Below are 19,578 nucleotides of genomic sequence, written 5' to 3' on the forward strand. Positions count from 1 at the left end.
GGGTTACGTCTGCAATTGCCATGCGGCTGGGAGCCGCCGGCCAACCCGGGAGCCTGCTTTGGAAACCCCGCTCGACAACGCCATCCACAAACTCAAGGTGGATGTGCTGCAAATGATGCATCTGGCCCAGGATGCCGTGCGCAAAGCCGTGGCCAGCTTGCTGGAGCATAATGCCGCCAAGGCCCGGGAAGTCATCGACGCGGACCGCGAGATCAACGATTTCGAATGCCGCGTCGATTCGGAAAGCCTCAAGATCCTCGCGCTGCACCATCCGGTGGCCAAGGACCTGCGTTTCATCGTGGGTTCCATGCGGATGCTGGTCAATATCGAACGCCTGGGCGACGAGGCGGTCAACATCGCCGAGCGGGTGTTGGTCCTGACCAGCGAGCCGCGACAGCCTCTGCATGCCAACGTCCGGCAACTGGCCGATCTGGCCCAGGACCTCTTGCGCGCCTCCATTGCCTGCTACATGGACCTTGACGCCGAGGCCGCGCTTGGCGTCATCGAGCAAAACGCCGCCGCGTTGGACCTCAACGTGCGGATCTTCCGGGAAGTGACCAGCGAAATGATCCGCGAGGCCCGGCCCGTGGAGCGCGCCGTGCAGGAATCCTTCGTCGCCCACAGCCTCAAGCGCATCTGCGACCAGTGCGCCAATATCGCGGAGTCGACGATCTTTATCCGCAAGGCCATCGACTACAAGCACAAGTGCGGTCCCCAGGGCTGATCCGCCCTTTCGCCCCGTGTTTCGCGGCAGGCTGTGCCGTGCCGCGCCCGAACCTCCGTTTCCCGCGTTTTTCCGCCTGTACGGCGTCGTGTCATTGTTTCCGTTCGCCGGCCGTCGCGACGCGCGGTGTGCCGTCCGGCGCGTCGAAGCCCACGGTGACGGCCCCGTCGCGGTTGGTGGCGTAGACAGCGCAGCCCAGGCGCTTCAGGGTGGCCGCGACCTTATTGGCCGGATAGCGTCCGCCTTCGCCGCAACTGGCGATGGCGACATGCGGCGAGACGGCCGTGAGGAAGCGCTTGGTCAGGCTGGTCACGGAGCCGTGGTGCGGCAGGACGAGCACGGCGGCGTCAAGCGCTTCCCCGGATGCGGCCAGCCGGCGCAACACCCCGCGTTCGGCGTCGCCGGGAATGACGGCCAGCCCATGGCCGTTCCAGGTCAGCCGCAGGATGAGCGAGCCGTTGTTGCCGTCGCGATCGTCGTCCGGACCCGGGTGGAGCACGGCAAGGCGCAGTCCGTCGCCAAGGTCGAGGGCGTCGCCGGCGGCCAGGGCCGCGTGGGGGATGTGTCGTCTGGCCAGGGCGTCCCCTATCGGCGCGGCCAGATTCCCCTCGGGCGTGCCGCCGTTGTCGTAGTATTTCCCGACGGCAAAGCGGTCGAGCAGGGAAATGAACCCCTTGATGTGGTCGCGGTGTGGATGGCTGGCCAAGGCGGCCGTAAGCCGCGGCGGCCGGCCGTCGGTCAGGTACGCTCCGATCACGGCCCGGCCCACGTCGAAGTTGCCGAAGAGTCCGCCCGCATCCACCAGCAACCGCTTGCCGCCCGGCAGTTCGAGGGCCACGGACTGGCCCTGGCCGACGTCGAGGACCGTGATGCGTACGAGCTCCCGCATGTCGGAAAGCGAGCGCCAGACCGTGGGGAAGAGCAGCAGGACGAGGCTTGCCGCCATGGCGGCCATGGGCCGTCGGCCGCCGGAGACGACCATGGCCAGGGCGGCCAGGAGCCCCAGGCAGCCGATGGTCTCGACCCAGCCCGGCCGCAGTACGGCCGAGGAGAGGAGCAGGCCGTGGGCGTTTGCCACTGCCAGCAGGCGCATAAGTCCTTCGCAGCAGGCCGCCGCCGCGCCGAGGAGCCCCGCGCCGAGGCCCATCAGCCCCGGGATGACCGATGCGGCCAGCCCGGCCAGGGCCAGTGGCATGGCCACGCCGCCAAGTACCGGCAGCCACAGCAGGTTGATCCAGGGATTGGGCGTCAGGTCGCCGTACAGCCGGGCGATAAGCGGCATGACCGCGGCTTCGGCGCAAAGGCTCACCCAAAGCGTGCCCCCGATCCACAAGAAGACGGTCATGGCCGGTCCCTTAAACGGCACATGGCGCGAAAATCGGGTAAAAAGGGGCCAGAATACGCCGATGCCGGCCACGGCCAGGGCCGAAAGCTGCAACCGGGGATCGAAGGCGGCCAGGGGTGCGACGACAAGGATCGCGGCCAGGGCCAGAAAAAGCCCGTCCAGAAGGGCCCTGTCGCGGCGCAGCAGCAGCATGAGCCCGAACGCGGCGAACATGAGCGCCGCCCGGGCAAGCGACGGCGTCAGCCCGCCCAGCCAGCAGTAGGCCGCGACCGGCGGGCCGGCGAAAAGCACGATCAGGTGGGGCCTGGGGATGGAAAGGTAGATACGCGGCCATAACCGGCCAAGCAGCGTGGCTAGCCCTGCGCCCAAGGCGGCGACAAAACCCACATGCATGCCGGAAAGGGCCAGCGTGTGGGCCAGCGAGGCCCGGCGCACCAGATCGACGTCGGCTTCCGTCAGTCCCGAGCGGTCGCCAAAGACAAGGGCCGCCACCATGGCCCGGCCGGCCCGCGCGGCCGGGTCGGCGCCTTCCGGCGGGACCAGACTGGCCATGACGCGTCGGCGCAAGGCTTCACGCCAGCGGGCCGGGAGGTCGCGGCTTGGCGTGATGCGTCGCACCGGCGCGCCCTTGTCGCCCCGGGCATAAGCCCGGAAAAAGATGTCCTCCAGCCGCCGGGAAAAGGCGTAATCGGTGGCGCCGGGATTTTGAAATCCCCGGGTCGGCCGCACCCGGGCCGTGACCGCAAGCGTATCGCCGGGGATGGGCCGGAAGGCCGGTCGGTCGATGGTCAGGGCCAGCCGGCCGGGAAGCGGGGCGTCTTTGCAATCCGGGCCGGACAGGCGGACGTCCTCCAGGGTCACGGACAGGCGCGCCTCGGGATTGGCCGCGACCGCCATCACGCGTCCGCTGACGGCCAGGGGCGCGTCGGACGTCAGGCAGGGCGGCATGTTTCGGGGGATGCTCGGCAGGGCGATAAGGCCGACCACAAGCCCCAGGCCCCATGCGCCCACAAGCGCGGCCACGGAAGGGCGACCTTTGGCCGGCCGGGGAAAGGCCAGCAGCAACAGCAGCGCGACGCAGGCGGCCGGGAAAAAATGCGCGGCCACAATGCCCGCGCCATAGGCCAGCAGGCACGGCTGCCAGGGCAGAAGCGGCGGCACGCGCGGCGGGTCTTTGGGTTTTCGGCGTTTGGCGCTAAGCTCCATGGGGAGCGACATCTTGTTTTGGTTGGGAAATATTGGCAATCGTAGAATCGTTGCCGCCTCAGGGCAAGGCCGGCTTGTCATGATTTGGGCTTGCGGTTAGGGATAGATGCAAAGAGTGCAAATCCCGCCGGCCATGGGCGGGGAGGAGTTCGCGTGTCGCGCCCGATCCTGCTTGCCCTTGCTGTCGGTTGCCTCGCCTTCTGGGGCTGTACCAGAGTCGAACCCATCATCACGCCCCAGGAATACGCGGCCTCCTGCCAGGCTGCCCCGGTCGGGGCCGATGCGGCCTGCGCCTCCCGCGTTTGCGCCGTCTATCAGGCTGTGGTGACGGACTATTACGAGAACAAGGACGGCTGTCGGGCTGCCTGCAAGGCCAGGGCCGAAGAACTCTCGCAAAGCGCCCCGGCCGCGTGCGGGGCCAAGATCGAGGCCGCCAGGGACGCCTGCCTGGAATTTTGCCAGCGCAAGTTTTTCCGGTGCAATTGCACCAAATAGCTTTCCGACCGCTTGGTTGGGAATCATTGCGCGCCGCCGCCCGGTCGCGGTGGCCAAACCATGCCAAAGGAGCAGAGGTATGGCCGTAAAGAAAATTTTGATGCTTGTCGGCGACTATGTCGAGGACTACGAAGTCATGGTCCCCTTCCAGATGTTGCTGATGGTCGGCCATGACGTGCATGCCGTGTGCCCGGGCAAAAAATCCGGCGAACAGGTGCGCACCGCGATCCACGATTTCGAAGGCGACCAGACCTACAGCGAAAAGCCCGGCCACAACTTCACCCTGAACGCCAATTTCGATGCTGTGGACCCGGCCGCCTACGACGCCCTGGTCGTGCCCGGCGGGCGCGCCCCGGAATACATCCGGCTCAATCCCCGCGTCATCGAGATCGTCAAACACTTCGGCGCGACCAAAAAGCCCATCGCCGCCATCTGCCACGGCCCGCAACTGCTGGCGGCCGCCGGGGTGGTGGCCGGCTGCTCCCTCATGGCCTACCCGTCCGTGCAGCCCGAAATCGAACTTGCCGGCGGCACCTACGTCAGCCCCAACGAAACCTTCACCAGCGCCGTGGTCAGCAATAATTTGGTGACCAGCCCGGCCTGGCCGGCCCATCCGGAATGGATTCGCAAATTTCTGGAAATGCTCGGCACCAAGATCGAACCCTAGTTCCCTGTTTTTTTAACGCGGCGATGCCTTTACGGAAAAGTAATTATTCAAATGCGTTATTTTCGAAATTCGTATGAACGCGTTTCGAGGACGCGACACTGATCGCATCATGTTGTTCGTCGGCCGCCGCCACTTGCCATATGCCGCCCAGGGCGACCCGGGTTTACCCGGATCGCCCTTGATTCTTCTCTTTTTTCCCTTGTCCAAGGGTGGTATAGCCCTTTCCGTCACGCGGCCCGGCGGTCGATCCGACCACCGCCGGGGCAATGAGGAGCTATGATCGATACGTTAAAGTTGGAACGGCTGCGGCAGGCCATCGGCGATTTCGCCGTCAACAAGGGAAAGGTCCTGCTGATCTTTTCCTTTCTCCTGTTCATCGTGGCCGCCTATTATGTCGTCGATTTCGTCACCGAAGACAGCTTGGCTGTGAAATACAAGAAGACCACCGCGCTGGTGGAGGAAGTTCAGGAAACCAAGAACGTCCTGACCATCGTCACCAGCCAGGGTTTCTTTGTCGTCGACCCTGGTCTGCGTTCGGATAAGTTTAAAAATATCGCCGACTTCTTTCGGAAAGTGAAGGAAGACGGTTCACCCGTGCGCATCGACTACAAGGACGTCGGCAACGACAAGGTCATCGAAAACGTTTTCTACCGGGCCGAATCCACCAAGTTCGGCAAGATCGGTTCGCTGAAGTAGCCGCGCGGTAGGGTGGGGCTCTGCCCCAGGCCCCGCCGGGGCGCTATCGGGGCTAAAGTTAAAAAGAAGGGTTTTCCCCTATTTCTTAAATGCGGCGCTTCGCCGCTGGCGCGGTTGTGGCCGCAATCGCGTCCGGCGTCGAGGGGCGCAAGCCCCTCGTGTCGCCGGGCCGATTGCGGCCACAAACAGTCGAGGCCTCGTCGCCCAAAAAACACCAACCCTACCTCCTCCCATCATCCCGACCCGGTAAAAGGGGGTTCGGGGGACATCAAGTCCCCCGACGGGGTGCAGGGGCGGAGCCCCTGCCGGGTCCAGGGCGGCGCCCTGGCACTTCACGACTCCAACCTCAAAACATAACGAATATCCCATGCACCAACCCATCCCCCGCAAATCCGGTCCGGAGATTCGGGCGGCCCGCTTGTCCCTGGGGGTTGCTGTCATATTGTTGTGCGTCAAGATGGCGGCCTGGTGGTTGACCGGCTCGGCCGCGATCATGTCCGACGCGTTGGAGTCCATCATCAACGTCGTGGCTGCCGCGTTCGCGGTGGTCAGCGTGTCCGTGGCCGCCACGCCGCCGGACGAGGGCCATCCGTACGGGCACGGCAACATCGAGTATTACGCGGCCTGGCTTGAGGGTATGCTGATTTTGCTGGCTTCGGTCGGCATTTTTTACGAATCCTGGGACAAGATTTTCCATCCCGCGCCCGTGCCGCATCTGGGCGGCGGCATCGCGCTTTTGGCCGGGGCCGGGGCGGTCAATTTGTGGCTGGGCCTTATGCTGCTGCGTGAGGGACGGCGGGCGGGATCGCTGACGCTTGTGGCCGACGGCAAGCATGTGCTGACCGACGTGTACACGTCGGTCGGAGTGCTGGTGGGGTTGGGGCTCGTGTGGGCCACGGGCTGGCTGTGGCTGGACGGCGCGGTGGCCTGTCTGGTCGGGGCCAACATCGCCTGGGCCGGAGTGGACCTGGTGCGCCGGTCGGTTTCGGGGTTCATGATCGAATCCGATCCGGTGTTGCTCGAGGGCATTTGCACGTTGCTGCGGGATAACCGCCATCCGGCCTGGATCGACATCCATCGGCTGCGGGCCATCAAGACCGGTCGGCGGGTCCATGTGGACATGCACCTGATCTTGCCCCGCGAGATGCCGCTTTACGAGGCCCATATCCAGGTCGACGCCATGGAGGCGCTGCTCCATTCCTATCTGGGGCCGGACGCCGACATCATGATCCACGCCGATCCGTGCAACGACGGCCGCTGTCCGGTATGCGACGCCGATCCGTGCGATCTGCGCACCGCGCCGGCCAGCGCCACGCCGGTCTGGACGCCGCAAACCACGGGCGACCCCGACGCAAAGAAGCGCTGACGCACCGCCGCGACCGCCGCTTTACAGCCGCTTTCCCCGGCGCTACCAACGAGGCCATGGTTTTGCGCGCCCTGATTGTCGACGATGAAAAGCCGGCCCGCGACGAGCTGGCCTATCTGCTTGCCGCCCATCCGGACATCCAGATCACCCAGGCTGATTGCGCTGACGCCGCCCTGGCCGCCATCGAGGGCGACAAACCCGACATCGTGCTGCTCGATATCCGCATGCCCGGCCAGGACGGATTCGAGGTGTTGCGCCAGGCCAGGGACTTCGCCCATGTGCCGCTTTTCATCTTCGTGACCGCCTTCGACGAATACGCCATCAAGGCCTTCGAGCAAAACGCCGTGGATTACCTGCTCAAGCCCGTGGCTCCCGAGCGCCTGGCCGAAAGCCTGGACCGGGCCCGGCGGCGTCTGGCGGCCGGTCGCGGCCGGATGGCCGATGCCCTCACCTCGCTTTTGGAGGGCCTTGGCCGGGGGGCGCGCGCGGCGCGGGTGGCGGTGGAGCGCCATGGCCGCATTGCGCTGTTGCCCCCGGCCGAGGTCCTGTGCCTGGAGGCCGACGACAAAGGCATCACCGCGTTGACCGTTCAAGGGCGTTACCCCTGCCACGGGCTGCCGACGCTCACCCGGGCCGAGGAGCGCCTGGCCGGGCTGCCTTTTTTCCGGGCCAATAGGGCGGTCATGGTCAATCTGGAGCGCATTGCCGAGCTTTCGCCCTGGGTCGGCGGCAAATACCTCATCGTGCTCGACGATGCGGACCGCACCGAAGTCACGGTCAGCCGCAACCGGGTGCGGGAGTTCAAGGAACGGTTGGGATTGTAGGGGGAAGCCATGCACATCGCCCTGTTCGCCCCGGAGGTCCCGGAACTTTTCATCACTTTGTCCCAGCGGTTCGGACTGCTTTTGGCCGGCGGTTTCGCCATCATGACGCTCGCGCCCTTCGAGCGCATGAATATCGGCCGCGACCGGCCGCTTTGGAGCACCCTCGCCGCCATTGTGTTGTTCGGGCTTTTCGGCATTCTCGGCACCTACACCGGCAACTATGTTTTCCATTCCTACGCCAACCTGCGGGCCATCGGCGTGATCACGGCCGGACTGTACGGCGGCCCGGTGGTCGGCATCGGGGCCGGGCTCATCGCCGGCGGCGAGCGGTATCTCATCGACATCGGCGGCTTCAGCGCCGTGCCCTGCGCCGTGGCCACCATCCTCGAAGGCACGGCGGCGGGGCTCGTTGCCCGGCGTTTTCCCGGCAAGAGCCTGGACTGGGGCGTGGCCATGGTGCTCGGCATCCTGGGTGAATCCGTGCACATGGGGCTTGTGCTGGCCTTGTCGCGGCCCTTTGCCGAGGCGGTGGAACTGGTACAGGTCATCGGCGTGCCGATGATCGTGGTCAATGCCGTGGGCGCGGCCATTTTCGTCAAGGCGCTCAGGTTGCAGCGGCGCCTGCGCGAGCAGCGCGATTCCAGCGAGGCACGGCGTATCCTGTCCATCGCCAGCCAGACCGTGGCCCATCTGCGCGGCGGCCTGACTCCGGAGTCGGCTCGGGCCACGGCCGCCATCATCCGGGCCGAGACGGGCGTGGCCGCGGTGGCCATTACCGGCGAGGCCACCATCCTGGCCCATGTGGGCGTCGGCGAGGACCATCATCAGGCCGGGACCCACTGGCGCACCAGGGGCACCCGGCTGGCCTTCGAGACGGGCACAGCCCTTTTCCTGCGCGACCGCGACAGCATCGGCTGCGACAAGGCCGGTTGTCCGCTGTGCGAGGCCATCATCGTGCCGCTGCGCAAGGGGCAGGCCATTCGCGGCTGCCTCAAAATCTACGGCACCAAGAGCCGCCCCCTGGACCAGCCGCTGTTCGAGCTGGCCAAGGGGCTGGCCGAGCTTTTTTCCACCCAGCTCGAGTTGGAGGACATCGGCATCACCAACCAGCTCCTGGCCCATGCCGAAATCCGGCGGTTGCAGGCCCAGATCACCCCCCATTTCCTGTTCAACTCCCTGAACACCATCGCCTCTTTTTGCCGCACCGCCCCGGGGCAGGCCCGGGAACTGCTGCTCGATCTGGCCCGCTACATGCGGCGCAACCTCGACAGTTCGCGGGGACTCGTGCGCCTAAACGAGGAGATGGAACAGGTGCGCTCCTATCTGGCCATCGAGCAGGCCCGATTCGGCGAACGCATCACGAGCGAGATCGAGCTGGAGGAGGGCTGCGACGCCTGGCTCGTGCCGCCGCTGCTCATCCAGCCGCTGGTGGAAAACAGCGTGCGCCACGGCCTGCAAGGCCGCCAGCAGGGGGGGCGGGTACGCATCGAGGCCCGCCGGGAAAACGACCACCTGCGCGTGATGGTGGAGGACGACGGCCTCGGCATGACCCCGGACACCATCCGGGAAATCCTCTCCCCGCGCGACCTCGCATCCATGACCGTGGGCGTGGGAGCCCGCAATTCCAACCAGCGCCTGGTCCAGCTCTTCGGCCAACAGTACGCCCTTCATATCGAGAGCGCCCCCGGCCGGGGCAGCCGCATCTCGTTTCGCATCCCGCCCGCGGCCGCCTCGGGCGGCCCATGTCCGTCAACCCCGCAAACCGTCGCCTCAGCCCCGTAATTATCCCTTTGGGCCTCACGGTCTTGTTGTCATCCCCCGGGCCATGCCAAGGCAGGGCCAACATCGCAAACGGGCTAACCGCAGGGGATGTCCAAAACACGGGAGGCAGTCATGAATGCGTTGACACTCGTCTTCGCCGCCCTGTGCGTATTTGCCATAGGCTACCGCTTTTACGGGATCTTTTTTACCAAAAAGGTCCTTGGCATCAACGATGCGCGTCTGACGCCGGCGGTGACCATGGCCGATGGGCACGACTATGTGAAGACCAACAAGTATGTGCTGTTCGGGCACCATTTCGCGGCCATCGCCGCCGCAGGGCCGCTCATCGGCCCGGTGCTGGCCGCCCAGTTCGGCTACCTGCCGGGCGCGCTGTGGATTCTCGTCGGCTGCGTCCTGGGTGGATGCGTCCACGACACGGTGGTGCTGTTCGCCTCGGTGCGCCATAAGGGCCGCTCGCTCGCCTACATCGCCTCCCAGGAAGTGGGCAAGGCCACGGGCTCGGTGGCCGGGTTCGCGGTGCTTTTCATCCTGCTTCTGACCCTGGCCGGCCTGTCCATCGCCGTGGTCAACGCCATGCACAACAGCCCCTGGGGCACCTTCACCGTCTTCGCCACCATTCCCATCGCCATCATTATGGGCGTGTACATGCAGCATGCCCCGGGCGGCGGCGTGGTCGGCGGCTCGGTGATCGGCGTGGTGCTTTTGGCCCTGGCCATCATCGTCGGACCGTATATCGCCAGCAGTCCCTTCTGGTCCTCGATTTTCAACATGTCGCGCCCGACCATCGCCGTCACCATCCCGGTCTACGGCTTCGTGGCCTCGGTGCTTCCGGTCTGGCTGCTCCTGTGCCCGCGCGATTACCTCTCCACCTACCTGAAGGTGGGCACCATCGGCGCGCTGGCCATCGGCATCTTCTGGGTGCACCCGCAGCTCGTCATGCCGGCCCTGACTTCGTTTGACGCCGGCGGCGGCCCCATCATCCACGGCCCCGTCTTCCCGTTCCTTTTCATCACCATCGCCTGCGGGGCGCTCTCGGGCTTCCATGCCATCATCGGCTCCGGCACCACGCCCAAGATGCTCGACAGCGAGCATCACCTGCTCTTCGTCGGCTTCGGGGCCATGCTCATGGAAGGCTTCGTGGCCATCATGGCGCTCATTGCCGCCTGCGTGCTGGTTCCGGCCGACTACTTCGCGATCAACACCCCGGTGGCCGTTTTCGCCAAGCTCGGCATGACCCCGGTCGATTTGAACAGCCTGGCCCAGGCCGTGGGCGAAAACATCCAGGGCCGTCCCGGCGGGGCCGTTTCCCTGGCCGTCGGCATGGCCCACATCTTCTCCTCGATTCCGGTCATGTCCCACCTCATGGCCTACTGGTATCACTTCGCCATCATGTTCGAGGCCGTCTTCATCCTGACCGCCGTGGACGCGGGCACCCGGGTCGGCCGTTTCTTCCTGCAGGAAATGATCGGCCAGGTGATCCCCAAGTTCCGCGAGAAGCACTGGGTGCCGGGCATCCTTTTCACCTCGGCCATCTTCACCTTCGCCTGGGGCTACTTCGTCTATACGGGCAACATCTCCACCATCTGGCCGCTTTTTGGCATGTCCAACCAGCTGCTGGCGGCCGTGAGCCTTCTTATCGGCACCACCATGATCATCCGCATGGGCCGGGCGCGCTATGCCTGGACAACGGCGGTTCCGGGGTTGGCCATGGTCGGCATCACCTTCTGGGCCGGCTACCTGCAGGTCACCGTGACCTACCTGCCCAAGGGTTTGTACCTGCTGGCCTCCCTGGCGGTGATCATCCTGGTGCTCATGGCCATCGTCATCGTCGGCACCGTGCGCCGCTGGATGGAGCTTCTCGGCATCAAGACCCCTGTCGTCGACAACTACGGCGACAAGGTGCTGGAAGTGGTTCCGGAATAAACACGAAGGAAGTATCCTGCGCCTCTTGGCGAGATGCGATGAAGCCGGGGCGGCCACGCCGCCCCGGCTTTTTTTTACGCGCCGACGGCCCGGCGCAGGACTTCGATGAGCCGGCTCTTGCGAATGGGTTTGGTCATGAAGCCGTCGCAGCCGGCGGCCAGGCCCTTTTGTTCGTAATCGGCAAAGGCGTGGGCCGACAACATGAGAATGGGCGTGCGCCTGGTTCCGCTGGCTGCCTCCAGACGCCGAATGGCTTCGGTTGCGGCGCAACCGTCCAGCTCGGGCATCTCCATGTCCATGAGGATCACGTCGAAAGCGCCGGGGGAGAAAAGGGCCAGGGCCTCGCGTCCCGTTTCGGCCATGACGATTTCATAGGGCTCGTGTTCCAGAAAAAGCCGGAGCAGTTCGCGATTGGAGACGGAGTCTTCGGCAATAAGCAGGCGGAAGTGTTTTTCGTTTTCCCGCAAGGCCGCGAAGGTTTCCAGAAACTGTGCGTCGCCACGGCTGGTGGAACAAAGCGCGCAAGCGGAGGTGTTTTTGCTGTGCGCCGCCCCGGCCGAATGATGCGCGGGATTCGAGGCGGGCTCCGTATGCTTTGATAGATGGGTTGTATCGCTTTTCAGCTTTTTTGGTGGCGGCATTTTCTGCTGTATCTTTGTGCAACGACTGCTAACTGATAATATTATAACGAGTAAGTTTTGTTTGGAACGAATCGTGGCTATACTAATACGCCAGGGCAAGAAGTTCCGCAATATACCTTAGCCTCTTCTCTGCGCCGTCCTGTATGGCTGCGGTCCCCCGATTCGTTTGGCCGCCAGGCTAACTTTCACCGCTGGTTCGGGCAAGGCGTGGTGGGAGCAAGACGAAAAAGATGCCGAGCGGTTGGAAAGGCAAAACGGTCATGATGCGGCATAATTATAGTGTTATAAATTTTATTTCGTAACACTAGCCAGGGCTTGCAAAAAAGCCTATTGGTAAGTCGCTGCCGCACCGGGTCCCCACGGACCGGGTGCGAAGGCGGGAAACGACATACCGCACTCTGCTGGCAAGGGGCCGCCCCTGCGCCGAGGATGACGCCATGAACCAGGACATTTGCCAAGCCTTCTTACGCCCTCGGCGTTCGAAGGCTTTTTTTATTGCCCGGGGAGGGTGGACATGAACAGACGCATCGGCGTGGTCGGCATCGTCATCGAAGAGCCCAAGCATGTTTCGGAAAAGGTCAATGCCATCATCAGCGACCACGGCCACCTCGTTCTCGGCCGCATGGGCATTCCCAAGCCGGAATACCAGGTTGGCGTCATGTCGTTGATCATCGAGGGCACAACCGACGAGATCGGTTCGTTAACAGGCAAGCTCGGGAATCTCCCCGGCGTGACAGTCAAATCCGCGCTCACGACCAAGACCTTGCACAAGGAGCAAGACCATGATTGACGAATCCCAGCGTACCTCCGACGCATTCATCGACGAAGATCGCATCGCCGCCGCGCTGGCGGCCGCCAAGACGGCTTCCAAGGATAAGGACGCCGTGTCCGCCATCATCACGAAGGCGCTCGAGTACAAGGGGCTTACGGCCGAGGAAGTGGCCGTGCTGCTCGAAGTGGACGACCCGGACCTGCTCGATTCCATGTACAAGGCCGCCAAAACGGTCAAGGAAGCCATCTACGGCAAGCGTATTGTCCTTTTCGCGCCCCTGTACCTGTCGAGCTTTTGCGTCAACAACTGCGTCTACTGCGGCTACAAGCGCAGCAACAAGGACCAGCTGCGCAAACGCCTGACCATGGACGAAATCAAAAGCGAAGTGGAAATCCTCGAATCGCTCGGGCACAAGCGTCTGGCCGTGGAAGCCGGCGAGGATCCGAAAAACAACCCCATCGAATACATCACCGACGCCATCAAAGCCATCTACAGCATCCGTGACGGCAACGGTTCCATCCGCCGCGTCAACATCAACATCGCCGCCACGACCATCGAGGATTACCAGAAGCTCAAGGCCGCCGAAATCGGCACCTATATCCTGTTCCAGGAAACCTACCACCGCGAAACCTACGCCAAGCTGCATCCCTCCGGCCCCAAGCACGACTACAACTGGCACACCACCGCCATGGACCGCGCCCAGACCGCCGGCATCGACGACGTAGGCATCGGCGTGCTCTACGGCCTCTACGACTGGAAATACGAAACCGTGGCCATGTTCCTGCATGCCGAACACCTCGAAAAAACGTTCGGCGTCGGACCCCACACCATCTCCGTGCCCCGTATGCGCCCGGCCGGAGCCGTCAACCTGGACACCTTCCCCTATCTCGTCGAGGACCCGGATTTCAAAAAGATCATCGCCACCATCCGCCTTGCCGTCCCCTACACCGGTATGATTCTCTCCACCCGCGAGGACCCGGATTTCCGCGACGAACTCATCGACTGTGGTATCTCCCAGATCAGTGCCGGCTCCTGCACCGGCGTGGGCGGCTACCAGAAGGTCGTCGTGGAACACGAATCCACCCACAACACCAACAACGGCCAACAGTTCGAGCCAAGCGACCAGCGTTCCCCCAACGAAATCATCCGGATGCTGTGCCAGCGCGGCTACGTGCCCAGCTACTGCACCGCCTGTTACCGGCAAGGCCGCACCGGCGACCGGTTCATGTCCCTGGCCAAGGTCGGCGCCATCCAGAACGTCTGCCTGCCGAACGCGCTGCTTACCTTCAAGGAATACCTTATCGACTATGCCGATCCGGAAACCAAGGCCGTCGGCGAAGAACGCATCAAGGAAGCCCTGGATACCATCCCCAAGGAAGGTATCCGCGACCTGACCATCCAACGTTTGAACGACATCGAGTGCGGGCGCCGCGATTTGTTTTTCTAGCGGCGGTTGACGGGTTGCCTCTGGCGGCCAGGGGAGGCGCTGCCTCCCCTGGACCCCTCCGCCGGGGGGCTTGATGCCCCCCGGTCCCCCCGTTACGCTTTGCCGGGTGGGACGGCGGTGGGGTGACGACGATTGGGTTGATCTTTTTTGTTGCCGCAATCGGCCCGGCGGCACGAGGCGCAAAAGCGCCTCGACGCCGGACACGATTGCGGCAACAACCACGCCAGCGGCGAAGCGCCGCATTTTAAGAAGAAGATAGTTTTCTGGAAGAAGAGAGTTTTCTGAATGTCGCCCCCTTGGGGCGACCGGCGTGGTGGCGGCGGAATTTGCTTGGGACGAGCCTGCCGCGAAGCGGCGGCATCGTCCCGACAAATTCCGCCGCCATCTTCTCCACTCTCCGCCTGACCGCGCACAACCCGAGATTCCGCCCGACCAAAGCACACCGGTTGGGGGGACCGGGGGGCCCGTGGCCTCCCGGCGGGGGTGCGGGGGCAGAGCCCCCGCCTCTTCGTCTCCGTTACGTCTTCGTTCGCCTACTGCCGCAACGTATCGGCGACGTCCTTGGCGAATTTCTCCACGAGTTTGCTTTGGGCGGCGGCGAGGTCGGCGTAGCCCGGGCCGGTGGTGGCTTCCTGGTATTCGACGCTGCGCCAGGCGAGGTTGTTGCCGTCGGCGTCGACCACGGACCAGCTGGCGCGCAGGGTGGCGTTCTGGCCGAGTGTGCCGTCGAAGCGGGCGACCTGGATAACGATCTGCTTGTCCGGGTGTCCGCCCACGGGCCATGGGTAGGTGACGAGGGGCTTGGCGCAGAGCAGCATGCCGAGGTTTTCGGCCAGGGCCCGCTGGAAGTTGTCGCGCAGCGGTTCGGCCCATTGGTCGAATTCGGCCAGGTGCATCTGGTTGGGCCCCAGGCGCGTGACGATCTGGGCGCGGTCGAGGTAGGCCGGGAAATCCACGGGACCGATGCCGATGGACTGGCAGGGCCCTGTTACGGGCGCGGTTTTTTCCTGGGCCGCATTGCTCAAGGAAAAGAAGTGGGTGGGCGCGGATTTGCCGCAGCCCGTCAAAAGCGGCAGGCAGCAGGCGGCGACGGCCACGGCGGCGGTGAGGGTACGGGGGCGAAGGCTCATTTGCGGGGTCCTCCCTTGCCTTGGATCAGGGCTTCGGGGTGGCGTTCGAGGAAATTGGCCAGTTCGCGGATGGACCGGGCGGCGTTGGCAATTTCGCCCAGGGCCCGGTTGAGGTCCGTAACGGTCGGCGAGTTGGAGTTGATGATTTTCTGGAAATTGCCGATGGCGCTGCGACCGTCCTTGAGGGTGGCGTCCAGGGACTGGATCGCGCCCTTGGCCGAGGAGCTCAGGCCTTCGCTGCGGCGGTCGAGGTTCTTGGCCAGGTCGGAGTAGTTCTGGAGGGCCTGGTCGAGCTTCTGGGCCAGGGGGCCCACCTTGCCGCGGATTTCGGTCAGGATGTCGCCGCCGTTGGTGAGGGCTGTGTCGATCTTGCCGGGAATGGCTTTGACTTCAGGCGAATTGATGAGCTGCTCGAAGCCCGAAACCGCACTGATGAGCCGGTTGACCAGTTCCTCGAGGGGCAGGCGCTTGATGGTTTCCGTCAGCTTTTCGAAGGTCGAGGGAACGGTGGGGATTTCGGGCAGGTTGGTGTTGCCGACCAAGCGTACGGGGGTATCGGGCATGAGGTCCAGGGAAACGGCGAGCTGGCCGGTCACGAAACTCTGGGTAATGAGCTGGGCGCGAAGGCCCTTGTCGATCAACTGGGTCAGCAGCGTTTCCGAGCCTTCATCACGCGCCTGGGCCAGGTTTTGAAGCCCCTTCTGCATGCCCTTGTCGTGGATGATCTTGATCTTGCCGCCCATGATTTCCACCACCACGGGGATGAAGAAGTGCAGCCGGGTGGGATCGGCCTCGATGCTGATTTCGGTGACCGAGCCGATGGGAACTCCCCGGAAAAGTACCGGCGCGCCGACTTCGAGTCCGCTGACGGAATTGGGGAAGAACATGATGCAGCTGTATTTTTGCGTGAAAAACATGCCCGAGCCCAGAGCCACGATGGCCCCGAGGGCCAGGGCCAGGGCCCCGAGGACGAACAGGCCGAGCAGGGTTTTGTTGGTTTTGGCGCTCATGGGTGCTTTTTTGTGTCCTGGCCGCGAGGCCGTTATTCCTGGCCCCGGGTAAGAAAGTGGCGCAGGTTGGGATCGGTTGTATGGGCCAGGAGTTCCTTGGGATCGCCGCTGGCGCTCATGGTCCGGGTCTCGACGTTTAAGAAAACGGAATTGTTGCCGATGGCGAAAATGCTGGCCAGTTCGTGGGTGACGACCACGAAGGTGGCGCGCAGGCTGTCGCGCAGCTCCATGATGAGTTCGTCGAGCAGGTGGGCGCTGATCGGGTCGAGGCCGGCCGACGGCTCGTCGAAAAACAGGATGTCCGGGTCAAGGGCCATGGCCCGGGCCAGCCCGGCCCGTTTGCACATGCCGCCGCTTATTTCCGAAGGGTAGAAGTCCTCGAATCCGGCCAGCCCGACCAGGGCCAGTTTGAGGGAGGCCAGTTCGCGGATCTCTTTCGGTTTGAGCTTGGTGTATTGCGACAAGGGAAGGCTGATGTTTTCGGCCAGGGTCATGGAGCTGAAAAGCGCGCCGGACTGGTAGAGGATGCCGGTGCGGCGAAGGATCGTGTCGCGGTTCTCGGGCGTGGCGTCCCAGAGGCTGCCCTCGCGATAGAACACCTTGCCGACGGCGGGCTCCTTGAGCCCGACCAGCACGCGCAGCAGCGTGGATTTGCCGCAGCCGCTGCCGCCCATGATAATGAAGATATCGCCCCTGTTCACCGTGAAATTCAGCTCGCGCATGATGACGAAGTCGCCGTAGGCCATGGTCAGGTTTTCGACGCGGATGGCCGGCTTTTCGCTAGCTGCGGGAGTCGGGGTGGAGGTTGTCGTTGCGTCCATGGGGCCTCACACGCCGATGATGTTGCAGGACACGGTGATGATGGCCGTGGCGATGATGATTGCCAGGATGCTCGTGACCACGGCCGCCGTGGTGGCCTGCCCGACGCCCAGGGCGCTCCTGCCGCAGCGCATGCCCCGGTAGCAGCCAGCCATGGCCACCAGCACCCCGAAGATCGTGCTGTGGACCATGCCGATCCAGAAATTGGCCAGGGGTACGGACTGCCAGGTGTGGGTCAGGTACTGGACGGGGTTGATCTTGAGCATGAACACCCCGACGATAAAACCGCCGAGGATGCCCATGATGTCGGCATAGACGCACAAGAGGGGCATCATGAGCACCAGCGCGATCATCCGCGGCAGGACCAGAAATTGCGTCGGCGAGAAGCCGAAGGTGCGCAGCGCGTCGATTTCCTCGTTGACCTGCATGGTGCCGAGCTCGGCGGCGTAGGCCGCGCCGGTGCGGCCGGCCATGATGATGCCGGTCATGATCGCGCCCATGACCCGGACCATGGCGATGCCGACAATGGTGGAAACGTAAATTTGGGCCCCGAACTGGGAAAGCTGGATGGCGCCGACAAAGGCCAGGATCAGGCCGACCAGAAGGCTTATGAGCGAGACGATGGGCAGCGCCTCGACGCCGGCCTGGTAGATGAGCGCCCAAAGGTTCGAACGCTGGAATACGGCTTTGCCGCGCGCCAGGGCAAGGCAGGCCAGAGTGACGTCGCCGAGGAATTCCAGCAGGTTGTGCACGCCCTGCCAGGCGCCGAGGGCCAGGTCGGCCACCTGGGCGAGAAACGGCGTCCGGGCTTTGTTGCGGGCGGCTCCCTGGCGTTCGGGCACTTTTTCGGCCAGTTCCAGCAGGCTTTTCGCGCCGGAGGGCAAGCCGGACAAGTCGGGTTCGACGCCATGGGCCTTGGCCAGGGCTAGGATGGCGCGGCATTGGGTCAGAAAACGGCTGTCCCAATCCGTAACCTTGGCGCTTTCAAAGGCCAGCCCCGTGGGCGCCGGCGTTTTGGCCAGGGCCGCCCGGACCGGGGAAAGATCGGGGAACGGCCTGTCGATGCGCCATGTCCCGGAAAAGGTCAGGGTGAGCACACCGTTCGACTCGGCCATACTGCGGGCCGGGGCGTCGGGGGGAGGGCTGGGAAGCGGGGAGTGTGTCATGGCAAGGCAAGCCGTGGGGGAATCTGTTTTTGGACCCGGTTTAAATCCAATGGAAACAGGCAACTGTCAAGCGACAACCTGATGTCGGAGGTGTCGGTTTCGGCTCTGCCCGCCCTGGATGATCTTGGCGGAACAGGCGCGCCGCCTTGCTTCGGCAGCGCGCCGTGTCCTTTGGCCGAGGTATTTTACGGGCGTTATTTTTTTGCGGGATACTGGCGCAGGCATTCCTGGTCGCACAGGTCGCTGCCGCGATCAAGCATGTACCCGCAATCCTGCATGTCGTACCCCTGAAAGTAGAGGTGATTGTAGACCTGGTTGCAGGCCGTACGGCAGGCCCCGGAGGTGGCGTATTTCTGCGAAATGACGTTGTCGAACTGCTGACAGATGTTCATATCGGAACCGCAGGGGTCCGATCCGGGGGGGGTAATGCAGTTGCCGTAGAACATGGAAGGCGAGGCGGGTTTGAGTGGGGCGCAGCCCGCAACGAGACCCAGCAGAGCCGTTGCGGCCAGAAAAAGGTAGATGACGCGGCGTGACATGGCTTCCTCCCTCTGTTGATGGATGCGGGATACACAGATTCGTCAGGATATGCCTAGCATGGTCCGGTGGCAAAAAGCCAGCCCGACGTTGCATTGCGCGTAAATCCTTAGTGCCCGAGCAGCAGACGGAAGATGGCCGGGCCGTAAAGCATCTGCACCATGCCCCCGAAACAGAGAAACGGACCAAAGGGAATGGGCATGGATCGCTGCCTGCCGCGGCCCAGGATGAAGAACGGGCTGGCCAAAAGTGCGGCCACGGAACCGATGAGCACCGCGTAGGGCAGCCCGAGGGCGCCCACCACGCCACCGATGGAGAGCATGAGTTTGACGTCGCCCCCGCCCAGGCCGTCCACGCCCTTGGCCAGCCGGTAGCCGGCGGCAAGCAGCCAGAAGACGCCGAATCCCGCCGCCGCGCCGATAAGCGCCGGATATAGCCCTATGCCGGGATGCAGGATGCCCATGGTGATGCCGAGCGCCCCCGCCGGGTAGGTCAGGACGTCGGGCAGCAGATAGACCTGAAAATCGATGCCCGAGGCCACGATATAAAGTCCGCCCAAAGCCAGGCAGGCGAGAAACCACCAGCCTGGGCCGAAGGCCAGGGCCGCCAGCACGGCCCAGACCGCCGAGGCCGACTCGATAAGCGGGTAGAGGGGGGAAATGCGCTTCCGGCAGGACGAGCAGCGTCCCCGCAACAGCACATAACTTACGACCGGCAACAGCTCCCACCAGCGAAGCCTGTGGCCGCAGCGCGGACAGTGCGACGGCGGCCGGACAATGGATGTGCCGGCGATGCCCCGCGACACGCACACCGAATAAAAACTGCCGAGCACAAGACCCAGCACCCCGGCGGCTGTGGGGAAGAGGTAAGGGAAAAAAAGCATAGGCATGAAGGTGCGAGAGGGGAAACCCTTTAAAAAGGGTTCTCCCCTCTCGCGCTCTCCCCTTCCTAAATTTTTTATCGTTGCACGTGGTTGATGGATAACATGATATTATTATTAAAAGTCTTTGGAAAGGGGGCCTGGGGGA

The 19,578-nt window shown here is 63.9% G+C and carries 18 protein-coding genes; 10 read left to right on the forward strand and 8 right to left on the reverse strand.

Features of this window, described 5'->3' with window-relative positions:
- Positions 1 to 58 precede the first annotated feature (58 nt).
- Positions 59 to 724, forward strand: coding sequence for a phosphate signaling complex protein PhoU (gene phoU, locus K9F62_15025; protein UJX40014.1), 666 nt, complete (start codon positions 59 to 61; stop codon positions 722 to 724).
- A 91-nt stretch (positions 725 to 815) separates the two neighbouring features.
- On the opposite strand, the gene K9F62_15030 is transcribed toward phoU, so the two are convergent.
- On the reverse strand, positions 816 to 3,275 hold the full coding sequence (locus K9F62_15030) for a ComEC/Rec2 family competence protein (protein ID UJX40015.1): 2,460 nt from the start codon (positions 3,273 to 3,275) through the stop codon (positions 816 to 818).
- Between the two features lie 153 nt (positions 3,276 to 3,428).
- Here K9F62_15030 and K9F62_15035 point away from each other — a divergent pair, with 153 nt between their 5' ends.
- The 7 genes from K9F62_15035 to K9F62_15065 all read left to right on the forward strand — a co-directional run bounded on the left by K9F62_15035 (position 3,429) and on the right by K9F62_15065 (position 11,028).
- Complete coding sequence (locus tag K9F62_15035; GenBank protein UJX40016.1) at positions 3,429 to 3,770, forward strand: hypothetical protein; 342 nt, start codon at positions 3,429 to 3,431, stop codon at positions 3,768 to 3,770.
- 79 nt (positions 3,771 to 3,849) lie between these two features.
- On the forward strand, positions 3,850 to 4,437 hold the full coding sequence (locus K9F62_15040; protein ID UJX40017.1) for a DJ-1/PfpI family protein: 588 nt from the start codon (positions 3,850 to 3,852) through the stop codon (positions 4,435 to 4,437).
- A gap of 276 nt (positions 4,438 to 4,713) precedes the next feature.
- Positions 4,714 to 5,133, forward strand: coding sequence for a hypothetical protein (locus K9F62_15045; GenBank protein ID UJX40018.1), 420 nt, complete (start codon positions 4,714 to 4,716; stop codon positions 5,131 to 5,133).
- 367 nt (positions 5,134 to 5,500) lie between these two features.
- Entirely contained in the window at positions 5,501 to 6,499 is a 999-nt protein-coding gene (locus K9F62_15050; GenBank protein ID UJX40019.1) for a cation diffusion facilitator family transporter, read from the forward strand.
- 56 nt (positions 6,500 to 6,555) lie between these two features.
- Complete coding sequence (locus tag K9F62_15055) at positions 6,556 to 7,323, forward strand: LytTR family DNA-binding domain-containing protein (GenBank protein UJX40020.1); 768 nt, start codon at positions 6,556 to 6,558, stop codon at positions 7,321 to 7,323.
- Between the two features lie 9 nt (positions 7,324 to 7,332).
- Entirely contained in the window at positions 7,333 to 9,105 is a 1,773-nt protein-coding gene (locus tag K9F62_15060; protein ID UJX40021.1) for a histidine kinase, read from the forward strand.
- Between the two features lie 111 nt (positions 9,106 to 9,216).
- Positions 9,217 to 11,028 carry a carbon starvation protein A gene (locus K9F62_15065; protein ID UJX40022.1) on the forward strand — a complete coding sequence of 604 codons (1,812 nt, stop codon included), beginning with the start codon at positions 9,217 to 9,219 and terminating at the stop codon, positions 11,026 to 11,028.
- A 74-nt stretch (positions 11,029 to 11,102) separates the two neighbouring features.
- Here K9F62_15065 and K9F62_15070 read toward each other — a convergent pair whose 3' ends face one another.
- Entirely contained in the window at positions 11,103 to 11,669 is a 567-nt protein-coding gene (locus K9F62_15070; protein UJX40023.1) for a response regulator, read from the reverse strand.
- Positions 11,670 to 12,183: 514 nt separating this feature from the next.
- Here K9F62_15070 and K9F62_15075 point away from each other — a divergent pair.
- Positions 12,184 to 12,459: an iron-only hydrogenase system regulator gene (locus K9F62_15075; GenBank protein ID UJX40024.1), complete on the forward strand. Its 276-nt coding sequence runs from the start codon at positions 12,184 to 12,186 to the stop codon at positions 12,457 to 12,459.
- The gene (gene hydG, locus K9F62_15080; GenBank protein ID UJX40025.1) at positions 12,452 to 13,888 is read left to right on the forward strand and encodes a [FeFe] hydrogenase H-cluster radical SAM maturase HydG; all 1,437 of its coding nucleotides are present in this window, start codon (positions 12,452 to 12,454) and stop codon (positions 13,886 to 13,888) included. The genes K9F62_15075 and hydG overlap by 8 nt, the downstream gene beginning before the upstream one ends.
- Positions 13,889 to 14,421: 533 nt before the next feature.
- On the opposite strand, the gene K9F62_15085 is transcribed toward hydG, so the two are convergent.
- The 6 genes from K9F62_15085 to K9F62_15110 all read right to left on the reverse strand — a co-directional run bounded on the left by K9F62_15085 (position 14,422) and on the right by K9F62_15110 (position 19,433).
- Positions 14,422 to 15,018 (reverse strand): PqiC family protein, encoded by a 597-nt coding sequence (locus tag K9F62_15085; GenBank protein UJX40026.1) that lies wholly within the window; start codon positions 15,016 to 15,018, stop codon positions 14,422 to 14,424.
- Positions 15,015 to 16,028 (reverse strand): MlaD family protein, encoded by a 1,014-nt coding sequence (locus K9F62_15090; GenBank protein ID UJX40027.1) that lies wholly within the window; start codon positions 16,026 to 16,028, stop codon positions 15,015 to 15,017. Before K9F62_15090 ends, K9F62_15085 begins: the two co-directional genes overlap by 4 nt.
- A gap of 32 nt (positions 16,029 to 16,060) precedes the next feature.
- Positions 16,061 to 16,849 (reverse strand): ATP-binding cassette domain-containing protein, encoded by a 789-nt coding sequence (locus K9F62_15095; GenBank protein UJX40028.1) that lies wholly within the window; start codon positions 16,847 to 16,849, stop codon positions 16,061 to 16,063.
- Between the two features lie 6 nt (positions 16,850 to 16,855).
- Positions 16,856 to 18,013, reverse strand: a complete 1,158-nt coding sequence (locus tag K9F62_15100; protein ID UJX40029.1) for an ABC transporter permease — start codon at positions 18,011 to 18,013, stop codon at positions 16,856 to 16,858.
- A gap of 194 nt (positions 18,014 to 18,207) precedes the next feature.
- A complete protein-coding gene (locus tag K9F62_15105) occupies positions 18,208 to 18,552 on the reverse strand; it encodes a hypothetical protein (GenBank protein ID UJX40030.1) in 345 nt (114 codons plus the stop codon).
- A gap of 107 nt (positions 18,553 to 18,659) precedes the next feature.
- Positions 18,660 to 19,433 carry a prepilin peptidase gene (locus tag K9F62_15110; GenBank protein UJX43216.1) on the reverse strand — a complete coding sequence of 258 codons (774 nt, stop codon included), beginning with the start codon at positions 19,431 to 19,433 and terminating at the stop codon, positions 18,660 to 18,662.
- Positions 19,434 to 19,578: the final 145 nt, after the last annotated feature.

The organism is Desulfovibrio sp. JY (assembly GCA_021730285.1).
Classification (GTDB): Bacteria; Desulfobacterota; Desulfovibrionia; order Desulfovibrionales; family Desulfovibrionaceae; genus Solidesulfovibrio.